The sequence below is a fragment of the Metabacillus dongyingensis genome, from assembly GCF_019933155.2.
Classification (GTDB): Bacteria; Bacillota; Bacilli; order Bacillales; family Bacillaceae; genus Bacillus_P; species Bacillus_P dongyingensis.
Window position 1 is genome coordinate 4,390,875 of sequence record NZ_CP082944.1, and the last position, 15,988, is coordinate 4,406,862.

Below are 15,988 nucleotides of genomic sequence, written 5' to 3' on the forward strand. Positions count from 1 at the left end.
ATTTACAAGCCATAAAAAAAAACGGAAACAGGCAGCAGAACCATGCCTGTTTCCGGTTTATTTATTTTGTCGCTTCCAAAAACTCTTCTACATCTTGCACAGTCAGCTGAACAGCTTTTTGCCAGAAATCCTCTTTTGTTAAGTCCACTCCTAAGTGTTTCATAGCCAAATCTTCTACCTGCATGGATCCTGTATCTTTTAAAAGAGCAATGTATTTCTCTTCAAACGCTGTTCCCTCTTCCAATGCTTTCGCATATATGCCAAGTGAGAACAAATAGCCAAACGTATATGGGAAATTATAGAACGGCACACCGGTAATATAGAAATGCAGTTTTGATGCCCAGAAATGAGGATGGTACTCTCCTAAAGCATCACAATAAGCTTCTTTTTGTGCAGCTTCCATTAATTGATTTATTCTTTCCGTACTGACGATTCCTTTTTTGCGTTCCTCATAAAAAGAAGTTTCAAATAGGAAGCGGCCGTGAATATTCATGAGCAGTGCAACACTTCTTTGCACTTTATCTTCTAATAGTGCCAAACGCTCGTCATCAGATTTTGCTTTTTTTACTGAGGCATCTGCAACAATCATTTCAGCAAATGTTGATGCTGTTTCAGCTACATTCATCGCATAATTGCGGTTAAGCGGATGCACTCCCGCCATTGCATGCTGATGGAAGGCATGGCCCAGCTCATGGGCAAGAGTTGCGATATTTGACGGGGTGCCGGAGAATGTCATGAAGATTCTGGACTGGTCACTTTCGGTAAAACTTGTGCAAAAACCTCCCGGAGCTTTTCCCGGACGATCTTCAGCCTCGATCCAGCGGTTCTCAAATGCTTTTTTTGTAAATGAAGTCAGTTCTTCTCCAAAGTGGCTGAATTGATCTAAGATAAATTCAGCTCCCTCCTGATAGCTGACCTTCGCTTCTTTCCCGCCAATCGGTGCATCGAGATCGTACCAGCTAAGCTTTTCGACACCAAGCAAATCTGCTTTTCTTTTTAAATAGCTTACAAGCGGCTGTTTATTCTCAGAAATCACCTTCCACATGACATCAAGGGTCTCGCGTTTCATTCTGTTGATTTCAAGCGGCTCACTCAGAACATCGTCCCAGCCCCGCTTTTCATATACATTCAGTCTAAAACCAGATAAATGGTTCAGCGTATGGGCAAATAAATCTGCACCGCTTCCCCACGCCTTTTCCCATTCTTCAAACACAGATTTTCTGACTGATCTGTCCGCGCTTGAGAATTTATTGGCTGCCTGGCCTACAGACAATTCATGTACTTTGTCATCTTCTTTGTATGGTATTTTCACTTTGGAGACGAGAGTATCATATAGCTGTCCCCACGCATGATAGCCGTCCACTGACAAGGCATTGATCAGTGTTTCCTGCTCCATCTGCAGTTTGTTTTTTGCTCTGTTCCTGCGCTCGGTCAAGGCAAATTTTAATTCAGTCAAGGCATCAGCATTTACAAGCTCAGGCCAAACCGTATCGTCAACTTGAACGAGCTTTTGATCAAAGGCTGCCAAAGCATTTTGAAACTGAGAACTGAGTTGAGTAACCTTCCCCCGGAGCACGGAGGCATGCTTATCATTTGTATCCTGAGCCTGCAGACACCCGACAAAAGCTCCTGCCTGTCTCATCCGTTTTGCAATACCCTGAAATTTCTCAAGAACCTCTCCTAAAAGGATGCTGTCTTCTTTTGTTTGAGGTACTTTGATGCTCTCTGCCTGCACCTTAAATGAAGGAACATCAACTTCAAGCTCCTCTAAATACTTTTTAAAGGCAACAGATTTGCTTCCACCTTCAAAAAACACATCTAAATCCCACGTTTCAGCATACGTAGCAGCTTTCATCGCCATTCCCCCTGTTATGTATTTCGGGACACTAAATAATCCCTCACTTGTCATTATAAAACAATTAACGAAAAATTTGTACAATTCAACCGGCTAAAAACAAAAGAAAAAGGCATGACGAAGTGTCATAGCCTTTACGAATTTTATTTATTTAATTTGTTTATCTGATTTTGCATCATCGTCGTCCATAAGACCTTTAGTAGCATTCTTAAACTCTCGTAGCGTTTTGCCTGCAGCTTTACCTAATTCAGGCAATTTTTTCGGTCCGAAAAGAAGCAATGCAACAAAAACGATCAACATAATTTCGCCGAATCCTAAGTTCACTATGAACCCTTCTTCCATCTCAATTTAATAGATTATTTATCAGTAAAAAGAAAACGCTGCCTTTGTAAATTATAGTTGATTTATCCATGAATTGCAAAATGAAATTCGGCCAATATTATTTAGGGAAAATTTAGAAATACATGAATTCCATTGACAAAAGGAAGCTGAATTGGTAGTTTTATTTTATTCAAATATTATTTTTACTATAAATCCTCACTATAATCTCGGTGAGGTAGAGGTTGCACCAATTAAGAGTAGATTGCAAGAGGCTAGTGGAGCTGTTGACTGCAAATTCGAAAGGACTTGGTGCCGAAGTTTGAAACAGCCACTTTGTTTCTTGCTGGGACTGTATCGAATAGGTACTGGACTGCCACAGAGAATCTGTGGAGTGCTATCATGAGATTTTTGAGTGAGTTTTTTGTGTATTTTTGCGCATGGACTTGTTCCATGCGCTTTTTGTTTGTCAAAAATGATCCATTTCTTCAAAAAATACACACACTAATTATGCAGCCATAACATTATGGTTCTATTTATAGGAGGTTTCAGCAGTGAAACAGAAAAAATGGGGATTTTGGCTTTTAACAGCCTTTGTAGTAGGAAATATGGTGGGCTCCGGAATTTTTATGCTGCCAAGCACACTGGCACAGACCGCAAGTCCGCTTGGCGTCACAAGCGCCTGGCTTGTAACCGGATTAGGTGTTTTAATGATTGCACTTGTATTCGGAAATTTATCAATCCGCAGACCTGATCTTACAGCAGGTCCGCAAAGCTATGCTAAAGCTTTATTTGATACTCCCAAAAGAGGAAAAGTCGCCGGATTCAGCATGGTGTGGGGATATTGGGTCGCAAACTGGATCAGCAATGTCGCGATCATCACAAGCTTCGCAGGCTACCTTTCTACATTCTTTCCTATTATGTCCGACGAATCTATTCTTTTTTCAATTGGTTCGCAGGATGTTCAATTAGGAAGAGCCGTTACATTTATTGTTTGTACCATTTTGCTTTGGGGCACTCATACCATTCTTTTAACGAACTTGAGCGGTGCAGGCAAATTGAATTTTGTGGCTACTGCTTCAAAAGTAATCGGTTTTATGCTTTTCATCATCGCTGGTTTATTTGCACTGGAGTCAGCAGCGTTTGGAGAATTTTATTTCCCGGTGGAAGCAGAGCCTGGTGTGACTTACGGGCTGACAAATCAAGTTCAATTTGCTGCAATCTCGACTTTATGGGCATTCGTAGGAATAGAGTCGGCAGTCATTCTGTCAGGACGCGCGTCTTCTCAGCGTGATGTAAAAAGAGCGACCATCACTGGCCTAATTATTGCTGTGTTTATCTATATGATTATCACACTTATCACAATGGGCGTTCTGCCGCACGATCAGCTGCAGTCATCTGACAAGCCTTTTGTTGATGTTCTTTCAATCATTATTGGCGATGCCGGTGCAAATGCAATGGCACTATTGGCTGTCGTATCTTTGTTTGGATCAACGATCGGATGGATTCTGCTGTCATCTGAAGTGCCGTACCAGGCTGCAAAATCAGGTATTTTCCCTGCTTTCTTTGCTAAAACAAATAAAAAAGGAAGTCCGAAAAATGCTTTGATAATAACGAATTTAATGTCTCAAATCTTTATTTTCTCAACGATTTCCGGAACCATCAGTGAAGCTTATACATTCTTAACAACATCAGCTACACTTGCCTATCTTTTCCCATACCTTGTATCGTCTATCTTCTTCTTAAAGCTGATTGCCAAAGGAGAGACATATGATCTTATTAAAGGGTCAAGAGTAAAAGACGGAATCATCGCCTCACTAGCCTGTATTTATTCTGTTTGGGTGATTGTTACAGGAACTGCTGATATAAAAACATTTATACTTGGAGTCGGCCTTTTCTTTGCAGGATTTGTGATTTATCCGTTTTTGACGAAATATATGAAAAAACAAGATACTGGCTCAACCATATAATAGAAGGCTGCATGTTGAATGCAGCCTTTTTTAATTCTTTTTCCCCAAAAGCTGAGCTGCGCAATATTCAATAATTTCCCTTCTTCTGATTATACCTATAAAGATTCCCTTATCGTCTGTAACAGGTACGAAATTCTGTTCCATCGCCCTTGTAATAATGTTCTCCATTTCAGCATGAATGGATATTGGTTCATTCTTTCGATGGTAATTAAGATCAGTTAATCGGATTTTTTCTGTGTTATGAAAATGCAAATCAGGTGTGTTTTTCAGCATCCACAGCAAATCACCTTCTGTAAGTGTTGTTACGTACTTCCCCTCATCATCAAGCAGCGGAACGGCTGAATAACGGTGATATTCCATTCGTTCAAGCGCCTGCCTCATGGTGGCATAAATGTTTAAATAAACAACTTCCTTTTTGGGTATAAGGAAAAAAGCAATATTCATTTCTCCTGAACTCCTTTAAGATCGTCCATCTGACACGATGTGAATATCAATATTCTCTGTCTTTCTCATTATGGTATTCACAATGGAACCCTTTCTAATTTCTTCCCATCTTGTTCTTGCTGACTGACCGAGAAGGATTTGTGTAATGTGATACTGCTTAGCAATATCAATAATGACCTGAGCGGGTTTGCGGCTGCCTTCCTGCTCCAGCAAAAATACAGCATTAAATTGAGAGGCAAGTATTTTCCATTGCTCCGTTCTTTCCCGTTTTTCCTGTGAAAACGCCTCAGGGGAATTCTTCGTTACATTCAGAATATACAACTGAGCTTTTAGCCGGTTCGCCATCCGCCATCCTCTTCTGATTAATTTTTCAGCAGTTGGCCCATACCCGACACATACAAGGATTTTTTCATGAACACCTATTGGACCATACACTAAATTCCCGCTGATCTGCTCTATTTTTTCGTCTACATCATCTGCTACTTCTCTCAAGGCAAGTTCTCTTAGGGATGATAAATTGGTTACTGTAAAAAAATGAGTAAGGCTTTGCTCAATTTTTTCCGAGGCATATATTTTCCCATCTGCCAGCCGCTTCCGAAGGGTTTCAGGAGTGACATCAATGAGCTGAATTTCATGAGCATCCTGAACAAATAAATCCGGCACTCTTTCTCTCACTGCCACTCCCGTTATTTGCTGTACAATGTCGTGAACGCTTTCTAGATGCTGGATGTTTACCGCAGACATCACATTAATGCCGGCATTTAAAATTTCTTCTACATCCATATATCTCTTTTTATTTTTTGAGCCCGGAATGTTGGTATGGGCCAGCTCATCAATCACAATGACTTTAGGCATTCTTTGTATGATGGCATCTACATTCAATTCTCTAAAAATACTTCCTTTATAATTCATCTCTTTCAGAGGAACCACTTCAATATCTTTAATCAGTTCCTCTGTTTCTTTTCTCCCGTGGCATTCGATCAGACCGATTGCAACATCTATTCCTTCCAGCTTTAAATCATAGGCATCCTGGAGCATTTTATAAGATTTCCCGACACCAGGTGCTGCACCGACATAAAGCTTCAGCTTTCCCCGCTTTTCTTCAGCAATTTCATTAAGAAGCTCCTGCGGGGTTTTTCGTCTGAAATAAGGGTGTTTTTCACTCATTTCATCACCTCTGAAAAGTTGAATGACCTCAGCTGAATAGAAGCTGAGGTGCATCATCGTTAGTTCAACATATTTTTTAAAGCCAGATTTAATTGAAGAACGTTTACCTTCTCTTCACCAAACATTCCAAGTTCCCTTCCTTGAGTATGCTGCTTGATCATGTTTTCAAGCTTTGATTGATCAATTCCAGTTGCTTTTGAAATACGTTTCACCTGAGCATATGCGGCACCCGGGCTGATATGAGGATCAAGCCCCGAGCCTGAATTCGTCAGCAGATCATTTGGCACTTCACTTACTGGCGTTTCCGGGTTGTTTTTCTTCCATTCTTCAATCGAATCCAGCGTGCGCTTTATCATATCTGCATTAGATGGTGCATAGTTGTTGGAACCTGACCCCGCACCATTATTTTCAATGCTTGAAATTCTGCCATGAAAATAGCTGTCCGCGCTGAATGATTGCCCGATAAGCTCAGAGCCTATTACATTCATATTCTCATCATATACTAAGCTGCCATTTGCCTTTGCTGGAGAAATGGTTTGAGCGATTCCTGTCACAGCCACTGGGTAAATTATGCCGCAAATCACCATTAAGAATAAACTCATTCTGATGATCGGACCCATAATTGATTGTTTTTCTTCCATCATAAAATACCTCTTTTCTACCTATTTAAATATACGTTACAAAATCAGAGCAAGAACAACATCAATTCCTTTGATTCCAATAAAGGGAACCAGCACTCCCCCAAGTCCGTAAATTAGAAGATTTCTGCTCAGCAAAGCATTCGAACTCATCGGTTTGTAGCTGACACCTTTCATTGCGAAAGGAATCAAGACGGGAATGATAATGGCATTGAATATCAAGGCTGACAGAATCGCTGAAATCGGTGAGTCCAGTCTCATGATATTCAGCACATTCATTTCAGGTATGGCAAGCATGAACATAGCCGGAATAATGGCAAAATATTTCGCGATATCGTTGGCAATACTGAACGTTGTCAGAGCTCCTCGCGTCATCAGCAGCTGTTTGCCGATGGAGACTACTTCAATTATTTTCGTAGGATTCGAATCTAAATCCACCATATTGGCTGCTTCCTTGGCAGCTGCTGTTCCGCTGTTCATGGCAAGGCCTACATCTGCCTGTGCGAGAGCCGGGGCATCATTTGTTCCATCTCCAGTCATGGCAACAAGCTTGCCTTGTGATTGTTCATATTTAATGACTTCAATTTTATCCTCAGGCTTGCACTCTGCGATAAATTCATCAACACCTGCTTCTTTAGCGATCGTTGCTGCTGTTAGCGGATTGTCTCCTGTACACATGACGGTTTTGATCCCCATGCTGCGCAGCTTATCAAAGCGCTCTTTCATGCCCGGTTTAACCGTATCCTTCAAGTAAATCAAACCAAAAATCTGATCGTTCATCGCAACAGCAAGAGGCGTGCCTCCCGCCTTTGAAATTTCATCTGTTTTTTTGTCTAAATCAGAAGGAATGGTTCCCCCTTGGGAGATTACCCATTTCTTAACGGCATCTACTGCTCCTTTTCTGACAACACTTCCATCAGCAAGATCCATTCCGCTCATCCGCGTTTCCGCCTTAAACTCGATAAACGTTCCGCCTATCGCGATATCTGTTTGATAGGAAAGCTGTTTCTTTTTCAGCAGTTCAAGGACAGATCTTCCTTCTGGTGTCTCATCTTCAAGCGAGCTGATGGCTGTCCACTGAGCCAAATCCTGCATGGCATGATTTCCTGCCGGAATAAACTCGCTTGCCATCCGGTTTCCAAAAGTTATCGTTCCGGTTTTATCCAAGATAATTGTATTAATGTCTCCAGCCGCTTCAACCGCTTTCCCTGACATCGCAATCACATTAAACTGTGTAACCCGATCCATCCCTGCTATTCCGATGGCAGAAAGCAGACCGCCAATGGTTGTTGGAATTAAGCACACAAGCAGGGCAATTAATACGGGAATCTCAAGCTCAAATCCCAAGTAATTTGTGAAAAAAGGCAATGTGACAACCACGATCATAAAAATGAGCGTCAGACTTGTTAAAACCGTGTTCAATGCAATTTCATTCGGTGTTTTTTGACGCTGTGCTCCCTCAACAAGGGAAATCATCTTATCAAGGAATGATTCACCAGGATCACTCGTGATTCTTACTTTGATCTGGTCACTGACAACTTTTGTGCCCCCTGTAACGGAGTTGAAATCTCCGCCAGCCTCCTTAATCACAGGTGCAGATTCTCCTGTAATTGCTGACTCATCTACAGAAGCGAGGCCAGAAATGATTTCTCCATCACCTGGAATAAACTCACCTTGTGATACGACAACTATATCCCCTTTACGGAGCGAGGCAGAGTCTGTTTTTTCAATTTCGCCATTAGGCTTTAATTTGTTTGCAGTCATTTCCTTTTTTGAATTCTTAAGAGAATTTGCCTGGGCCATTCCTCTCCCTTCTGCAAGTGCTTCTGCAAAATTCGCAAACAAAACGGTAAACAGAAGGATGAGGGACACTGTTAAATTAAACCAGACATTTACTTCACTTGACCCAAAAGCAGAAGGGATAAAGGCAAGCAGCAAAGTAAGGGCAAATCCAATTTCTACAATGAACATGATCGGGTTTTTCACCATTACCCGAGGATCCAATTTGAAAAAGGATGCCTTGATGGCGTTTCCGATCAGTTCCTTTTCCATCGCCTTTTTGTTTGCAGGCTTTTGATCATTAGGCTGGATTTGTTTAACTGGGGCCTTGCGTTCATATCTTTCAGCAGATTTTTCTGCTGCTGCTAAAAATGGCTTACTCATTTTGGATCCTCCAATTATCTTTTATAAAGTTAATAGCTCAGCAACCGGTCCCAGAACCAAAACCGGGAAGAATGTCAGAGCACCGACAATAAATATGGCTCCTACAAAAATGGTTCCAAACAAGCCAGTGTCTGTACGGAATGTACCTATCGTCTCCGGCACAAGCTTTTTGGCGGCCATTGATGCTCCTACAGCAAGCATGGCAATGATTCCAAAATATCTGCCTATAAACATGACAATACCGGTTGAGATGTTCCAAAACGGTGTTGCATCACCGAGACCTTCAAAGCCTGAACCATTATTGGCAGCAGAAGATGTGTACTCATAAAGAACTTGGGAAAGCCCGTGAAATCCAGGATTTGATATACCGTCAGATCCAAGCGGTGTAAATAAAGCAACAGCTGTTGAAGCAAGGATCAAGAAAGGATGAATAAGCAGTGTCACAGCGATCAGCTTCATTTCTTTACCTTCAATTTTCTTGCCAAGGAATTCCGGAGTGCGGCCTACCATTAACCCTGATAAGAAAACGGCTATGATCGCATACATCATAATGTTCATGAACCCTGCGCCAATTCCGCCGAAAACGGTATTCAGCAGCATGTTGGATAAAGCAAGCATTCCTGTTATTGGCGAAAGCGTATCGTGCATCGTGTTGACTGCCCCTGTTTCAGACGCCGTTGTTACAATAGCGTAAAGGGTTGACTGTACCGTACCGAAACGAACCTCTTTTCCTTCCATACTGCCGGAAGACTGCTCAAGGCCTGCTTCTGCAAATCTGGGATTCCCCTGAAATTCTGAGAATAGGGCCGTTCCAAGAAAGACAACGAAAATCATGGCCATCGCCGCGAATAGAATTCTTCCCTGTTTAGCATTTCCGACCATTTTTCCGTAGGTAAACGGAAGAGCTGCCGGAATTAAAAGCATCAATAGAATTTGCAGGAGGTTGCTCATCGCATTTGGGTTTTCAAACGGATGTGCTGAGTTTACTCCGAAGAACCCCCCGCCATTGTTTCCAACTTCCTTAATTGATAAAAACGATGCAACAGGTCCTCTTGCGATCGTTTGCTCGGCTCCTTCCACCGTTGTGGCCGTGACACTTGAATCAAGTGTTTGCGGAACCCCAAGAAAGACGAATATCAGTGCAGTAATAAAAGCAATCGGTAAAAGCACACGTGTAATTGATCTTATTAAATCTACAAAGAAGTTTCCAAGCGGATTCCCTGCGAGTCCTCTTATTAACGCAATTGCAGCCGCAAATGCAGTTGCAGGAGCCACGAACATCATAAACGTAATGGCGATCATCTGAGACATATAGGATAATCCGCTTTCTCCGCTGTAATGCTGAAGATTCGTGTTTGTCATAAAGCTGATTGCTGTATTAAAAGCAAGGGTGGGCTCCATCCCTGCTATGCCGCTTGGATTCAGCGGCAGAATGCCTTGAAAACGAAAGACGAGATAGACAAGAAAAATCATAAAAATGTTCGAAAATAATAGTGCCATTGCATATTGCCTGAAGCTTTGGTTTTGCTGTTTTAATCCGCTGACTTTATAAACAGCATTTTCCACCGGGCCAAACACGGCATCCAGTTTAGTAGATTGATAAGTAAAGGCTCGGGCTATATAGTAGCCCATCGGCTTTGCCAGAAGCACAGCCATCGTCAAAGTAAGAATGATAGAAATGATGGATATTACGCTCAACGTCTTTCCCTCCGCAAGTTAAAATTTTTCTGGATTTACTAACGCATACAATAAATAAATCGTGACAGCAGCGATGCCGCCCATTAAGACAATCATCATTTCTCTTCCCTTCCTTCTTTCACAAGCTCTCCAGACCATTTAACAAACCCGGCCATGGCAAGTGTAAGTGCTGTAAATGAGATGATCATTATACTGTCAAGCATCGTCGTTCCCCCTTGTTCTTACTGAAGAAAAAATCGCAAAAACCTGTTTTGTTAGCTCCAATCCATGCATTAAGTTTTATCGGGCACCTTGCGTTTTTTGTAATAACTGTGACCGGGAACGTGAACAATCGCATGAAGCCAAGCACTAGTATCGGCTATCATGTCCACGTGCTGTAAAGCTCGTGTAATTTGCTGGTGTATGATTAGAAAATGAGCATTTTGTCTATTAAAATAAATGTCTTTATATCCTCTTTTTTTGCAAATGACTCTGCACACGATAATTACCCGTTATAAAATGCAGGTGATAATTCTTCCGGGCAAATACCATCCGGGCATTCAAACCCTTAATAGCCATGTGAGCATTGCATTCTCTTCCTTTCGCTAACATAAAAAGCCGCGGAAGAGGGATCTCTTCCGCGGCTTTTGGCATCACTAAAGAAACGTGATGAATCACTGCGATTTTGATTTTCCCTCACAACGCTTTCGGGGTTAGCTGTCGGATTCGGGCTATGAGAGTAGCCCTACCATTTTTTCAATGGACTCACCCCCTAGTGATAGAAATCACAAAAGATTGGGTCCCCCGATTTCCTTAAGAAATTAAGCGATTAGGTTTTTTAAAAAAATATTCAATTCATTTACACTAAAAATGCACACAAAAGAACACTGAGGCATAAACCCAGTGTTCTCCACAAAGGTATCCTCTCTCAGAACGCTTACGAAGTTAGCTGTCGGATTCGGGCATCTTTGAGAGTAGCCCTACCACTTGAACATTCAAATGGACTCACCCCTAGTGACACTTAGTCACAAAATCTTGGGTCCCCCGCTCCTAATTTAGGATTAAGCGATTAATAGGAATTCTATTTTTAAAAATCGTTTGACCGTGCACCGTCCCTTCTCTTATGACGCTTACGAGGTTAGCTGCCGGGTTAGGGCCTAAGAGTTGCCCCTCTTGCACTTTCTGCGTCGATTCACCCCAAAGTGCCTTCATCACACCTATGTGGGTCCCCCGCTCCTTATCAGGATTAAGCGATTATGAGAGTAATATTACTCCTGTGGCTGAAACTTGTAAAGAACTTAAAAAGCACGAAATTTCTCAAAAAACAAGTAAATACCCTTATATCTTTGCAAATTTCAAAGGAAATATGACCCTTACTAACTAATTCATCATTTTCCTTCTGAATACATATCAATCAGAAATAATGATTGATTTTTTCCAAAGATTACATAAAAACCATTTCGCTTTATAAATGCAGTCAAACTATTAAGATTTTCATAGGGAAAACATATTATTAAAATCAAAAAAATTAGAAATAACATTATGATATACATAAAAAAAAAGCCCGATTCAGATAGAATCGGGCTCTCTTTTATGCAGCAATATGCTCTTTATTCTTTTCTTCGTCAAACTCGCCTTCCCACTTAGAGATCACAACTGCAGCCAGTGAGTTCCCTACCACGTTTACAGCGGTTCTTGCCATATCCAAAATACGGTCAATACCTGCGATAAAGGCCAATCCTTCAACCGGAATTCCTACCGTACCCAATGTAGCGAGAAGCACAACGAATGATACGCCCGGTACACCGGCAATCCCTTTAGAGGTTACCATTAACACTAAAAGTAAGGAGATCTGTTGAGAGATCGACAGGTCAATCCCATACATTTGAGCGATAAATACAGCAGCCAGAGCCTGATAAAGTGTCGAACCGTCCAGGTTAAAAGAATACCCTGTCGGAATAACAAATGATGTAATGGCTTTCGGACAGCCGAATTTCTCCATTTTCTCCATGATTTTTGGTAAAACTGTCTCAGAGCTTGCGGTAGAATAAGCAAGAAGCAGCTCATCCTTCAGCAGACGGATAATGTTAAATAGATTAACACCAACCATTTTCGCAACTAGCCCTAAAACTACAACAATAAAGAAAATCATTGTTCCATATACTAGAATAACTAATTTACCAAGTGGTATCAGCGATTCTAATCCAAACTTAGATACAGTTATACCAATTAATGCAAAAACACCAAATGGAGCGAATTTCATAATTAGATTTGTTACATAGAACATGGTTTCAGCCGTTCCCTGGAAAAACGCAAGAACAGGTTTTCCCTTTTCTCCAATTGCAGCAATTCCAAGACCGAATAATACGGAGAAGAAAATAATTGGAAGCATGTCCCCTTGAACAAAAGATTCAAATATGTTGCTTGGTACAATATTAACAAATGTATCAGCAAAACCATGTGATTCTACATCCTCAGCTGTATCCACATAGCTATTGATATCCGTTTTCTCCAACTTGTTCATATCTACTCCAGCACCCGGAGTAAATAGGTTTGCAGCAACTAAACCGACTACAATTGCAATCGTTGTAATAATTTCAAAATATAAAATGGTTTTCCCGCCGATTTTTCCAAGCTTTTTTGTATCGCCGACGCTTGCTACGCCAACAATGAGACTTGAAATAACAATCGGAATAACAATCATTTTAATCAAACGTATAAAAATATCACCTATTGGCTGTAAATAATTTTCGATTGTTGGGTTACCGTAAAAAATAGCACCGAGTGCAATACCCAAAACTAACCCGATAAAAATCTGCCATGCAAGGCCTAATTTTTTCATTCAATCCACCCCTTATGTTTGTTATTTATGAAAATAAAATGGTCTATTGAAAATAGTTAGAACTAAACCATCTTATCATTTACCATGAATCACATTTTTTTATATTATATCAAAATTGATTATTTAACAATAACATTAATTTCCATAAGTTTATTCCATTTGAATCAAAGAAATATTCTAAAAATTGTTGACATTCTATCAATTCGACAATATACTACAAAATGTTCACTTCTAAGATAGGACTAAAATAATGGAGGATTATATGAGTTCATTGTTCAGAAAAAAGTCTATTACAGATTTACTTGCACAAAGTCAGCAAAAATCACTTGCCCGTACTATGGGTGCATTTGATTTAACACTGCTTGGGATTGGTGCAATTGTAGGAACTGGTATTTTTGTACTAACCGGTGTCGTTGCGGCAGAAACTGCAGGTCCGGCTCTCATTTTATCGTTTATTTTATCTGGAATTGCCTGTGCACTCGCAGCCTTTTGCTATGCGGAATTTGCTTCTTCTGTTCCGATCTCTGGCAGCGTGTATACCTACACATATGCAACTCTTGGTGAGCTGTTTGCTTTCCTTATTGGCTGGGATTTAATGCTTGAATATCTTCTTGCAACCTCGGCAGTTGCCACTGGATGGTCCGCATACTTTCAATCCCTTATTGCAGGATTTGGAGTTGAACTGCCGGATGTCATTACTTCAGCACCAGGGGCAGGAAAAGGCGGATTTATTGATTTGCCTGCAGTGATTGTTATTCTGCTCATAACCGCTCTCCTATCAAAGGGAATTAAGGAAAGCACACGGGTAAATAACATTATGGTATTTGTTAAACTTGCTGTAATCCTGATATTTATTGTTGCAGGCGTCTGGTATGTTAAACCTGATAACTGGACCCCATTTGTACCATTTGGATTTGATGGCATTGTAACAGGTGCAGCTACAGTCTTTTTTGCCTATATTGGATTTGATGCAGTAGCAACTGCTGCTGAGGAAGTAAAAAGACCGCAGCGGGATGTGCCAATCGGAATTATTGCTTCATTGACTGTTTGTACTATACTGTACATTATCGTCTCGCTTATTTTGACAGGGATGGTTCCATATACTCAGTTAAACGTCGCAGACCCTGTTTCTTTTGCTCTTCAATTTGTAGGACAGAATTCTCTTGCTGGCTTGATTTCAGTTGGAGCAATTGCCGGAATTACAACTGTACTTCTTGTTATGATGTATGCACAGGTCAGAATATCATTTGCAATGAGCAGAGATGGGCTGCTTCCAAAACGGTTATCAAAAGTACATCCATCTTTTAAAACACCATTCCAAAATACATGGATTACAGGTTTCGTTGCAGCAGCGATCGCAGGTTTTGTTGATTTAACTACGCTCGCACATCTTGTGAATATGGGAACACTTGCAGCATTTACGCTGATTTCAGTCGCTGTTATTGTTTTAAGAAAAACACATCCAAATCTGGAACGTGCCTTTAAAGTGCCTTTTGTTCCGGTATTGCCGGCAATCAGCGCACTGTTCTGCATTTATCTCATGATAAGTTTACCAGCTATTACGTGGATCTCTTTCTTCATCTGGATCGGGATCGGCACGGTCATCTATTTTGTATACGCCAGAAAGAACAGCAATCTTGGCCGTTTAGAGAAATAAAAAAATCCTTTCTCCTGTGTTGGAGAAAGGATTTTTTTATAATCTTCTTACTTGCCTAAAGAAGTAGCCAACAAGAAGCAAAACAATTGCAAATGAAGACATGACGATAAATTTCAAGTGATCATGCAAGATGCTTTGACCCAGCGATGGCTGTACATCTGAAACAGTTCCTTTCACAACATTGCCTGCATCAGCAATAACAGGTTTTAGTTTATGGGAAGCAATTTTCCTGCCATCCTCGCCTTCAACCGCAAGCATTCCATTTAAATCAACATCTTCAGAGATGCTTTCATTTAATTTTTTGGCATAATACAGCGGTTCACTCAGTGTAAACTCCTGGCCGCTCTGATCTTCAAAGGCTGTATCCTCTGCAATAAATTCTGATGTAAAATGATTAAAGCCATAATCTAATAATTTCACGGTATCTTTATATGAAATCCGGTCTGTTTTAGCATTAAGGATAATCGCAATCAGGCTGATATTCTCTCTTTCAGCAAGAGTGGATAAAGTAAACCCCGATTCGCTCACATAGCCGTTTTTCCCGCCGATCATCCCGTCATACGGCGTTACTTTAAGAAGCTTATGGTGATTATGAAGCGTAGTATCCCACGTTTCCCCGTCCCACTTTAATTCTTCTGTTGAAAAAATTTCTCTAAATAATTCATTTTGTGAAGCGTATTGAGTTAACTTTGCAAGGTCTTCAGCGGTCGTTACATGTTCAGGATCAAACAGACCGTGCGGGTTAGTAAAATTGGTGTGCAGAAGTCCTACCTTCGACTTTAAAAAAGCTGTCATTTCCTCAGAAAAGGTCTCGGTATCTCCGCTGATATGTTCAGCAATTGCTACACCTGCATCATTCCCGGAATTAATCATCAATCCCTGGATGAGCTTTTTCAAGGGAACCTGCTCTCCTTCTTCAAGGTATACCCTTGTTCCATCAACACTTCTGGCATTTTTGCTTATCGTCACAATATCTTCCATATTTCCTTTTTCAATCGCATAAATAGCTGTAGCCATCTTCGTTACACTCGCTGGATACATAATCGCATCACTGTCTTTTGAGTACAGAATCTGACCTGACTTCGCATCAATCAATACAGCTGATTCACTTTGAATATCGGGTTCTTTTATAGAGAGTTCTTCAGCGTATGTTTTAAACGAAAATAATCCGAAAGAAAAGATGAATACTAAAAGAATCAAAGGTGCTTTTATCATAAAAAATATCTCCTGTATAGTAGTTAAGATTATTATTCTCTA

At 40.7% G+C, this 15,988-nt stretch carries 12 protein-coding genes and 4 riboswitches; of the genes, 2 read left to right on the forward strand and 10 right to left on the reverse strand.

All coding sequences use genetic code 11. The features are described from left to right. Positions 1–61 precede the first annotated feature (61 nt). Together K8L98_RS21830 and K8L98_RS21835 are read right to left on the reverse strand one after the other, a co-directional pair. Positions 62–1,855 carry a M3 family oligoendopeptidase gene (locus tag K8L98_RS21830; RefSeq protein WP_223438068.1) on the reverse strand — a complete coding sequence of 598 codons (1,794 nt, stop codon included), beginning with the start codon at positions 1,853–1,855 and terminating at the stop codon, positions 62–64. Between the two features lie 147 nt (positions 1,856–2,002). Next, positions 2,003–2,179, reverse strand: coding sequence for a twin-arginine translocase TatA/TatE family subunit (locus K8L98_RS21835; RefSeq protein WP_223438069.1), 177 nt, complete (start codon positions 2,177–2,179; stop codon positions 2,003–2,005). A gap of 225 nt (positions 2,180–2,404) precedes the next feature. Beyond that, a riboswitch (Lysine riboswitch) is annotated at positions 2,405–2,581 on the forward strand. Positions 2,582–2,727: 146 nt separating this feature from the next. On the opposite strand from K8L98_RS21835, the gene K8L98_RS21840 reads away from it, so the two are divergent. After that, a complete protein-coding gene (locus K8L98_RS21840; protein ID WP_223438070.1) occupies positions 2,728–4,143 on the forward strand; it encodes an amino acid permease in 1,416 nt (471 codons plus the stop codon). A gap of 30 nt (positions 4,144–4,173) precedes the next feature. On the opposite strand, the gene K8L98_RS21845 is transcribed toward K8L98_RS21840, so the two are convergent. From K8L98_RS21845 to gltP, 7 genes are all read right to left on the reverse strand, one after another. Further along, positions 4,174–4,587, reverse strand: a complete 414-nt coding sequence (locus tag K8L98_RS21845; RefSeq protein WP_223438071.1) for a CBS domain-containing protein — start codon at positions 4,585–4,587, stop codon at positions 4,174–4,176. Between the two features lie 15 nt (positions 4,588–4,602). Further along, on the reverse strand, positions 4,603–5,754 hold the full coding sequence (gene kdpDN / locus K8L98_RS21850) for a KdpD-like non-kinase potassium sensor (protein ID WP_223438072.1): 1,152 nt from the start codon (positions 5,752–5,754) through the stop codon (positions 4,603–4,605). A gap of 59 nt (positions 5,755–5,813) precedes the next feature. Continuing rightward, complete coding sequence (gene kdpC, locus K8L98_RS21855; RefSeq protein ID WP_223443684.1) at positions 5,814–6,395, reverse strand: potassium-transporting ATPase subunit KdpC; 582 nt, start codon at positions 6,393–6,395, stop codon at positions 5,814–5,816. A gap of 36 nt (positions 6,396–6,431) precedes the next feature. Next, the gene (gene kdpB / locus K8L98_RS21860; RefSeq protein WP_420828802.1) at positions 6,432–8,555 is read right to left on the reverse strand and encodes a potassium-transporting ATPase subunit KdpB; all 2,124 of its coding nucleotides are present in this window, start codon (positions 8,553–8,555) and stop codon (positions 6,432–6,434) included. A 21-nt stretch (positions 8,556–8,576) separates the two neighbouring features. Next, positions 8,577–10,244, reverse strand: a complete 1,668-nt coding sequence (gene kdpA / locus K8L98_RS21865; RefSeq protein ID WP_223443691.1) for a potassium-transporting ATPase subunit KdpA — start codon at positions 10,242–10,244, stop codon at positions 8,577–8,579. A 27-nt stretch (positions 10,245–10,271) separates the two neighbouring features. Then, the gene (locus K8L98_RS26930) at positions 10,272–10,391 is read right to left on the reverse strand and encodes a potassium-transporting ATPase subunit F (RefSeq protein ID WP_420828803.1); all 120 of its coding nucleotides are present in this window, start codon (positions 10,389–10,391) and stop codon (positions 10,272–10,274) included. A gap of 529 nt (positions 10,392–10,920) precedes the next feature. Further along, positions 10,921–11,070, reverse strand: a riboswitch (cyclic di-AMP (ydaO/yuaA leader). Positions 11,071–11,150: 80 nt separating this feature from the next. Further along, positions 11,151–11,310: riboswitch (cyclic di-AMP (ydaO/yuaA leader) on the reverse strand. A 33-nt stretch (positions 11,311–11,343) separates the two neighbouring features. Then, positions 11,344–11,495: riboswitch (cyclic di-AMP (ydaO/yuaA leader) on the reverse strand. A 328-nt stretch (positions 11,496–11,823) separates the two neighbouring features. Beyond that, a complete protein-coding gene (gltP, locus tag K8L98_RS21870; RefSeq protein ID WP_223438073.1) occupies positions 11,824–13,074 on the reverse strand; it encodes a glutamate/aspartate:proton symporter GltP in 1,251 nt (416 codons plus the stop codon). Positions 13,075–13,336: 262 nt separating this feature from the next. Between gltP and K8L98_RS21875 the strand changes: the two genes are divergently transcribed. Further along, positions 13,337–14,731: a branched-chain amino acid transporter BcaP gene (locus tag K8L98_RS21875; RefSeq protein ID WP_223438074.1), complete on the forward strand. Its 1,395-nt coding sequence runs from the start codon at positions 13,337–13,339 to the stop codon at positions 14,729–14,731. Between the two features lie 36 nt (positions 14,732–14,767). Here the strand turns inward: K8L98_RS21875 and K8L98_RS21880 are convergent, their stop codons facing one another. Continuing rightward, complete coding sequence (locus K8L98_RS21880) at positions 14,768–15,946, reverse strand: D-alanyl-D-alanine carboxypeptidase family protein (RefSeq protein ID WP_223438075.1); 1,179 nt, start codon at positions 15,944–15,946, stop codon at positions 14,768–14,770. Positions 15,947–15,988: the final 42 nt, after the last annotated feature.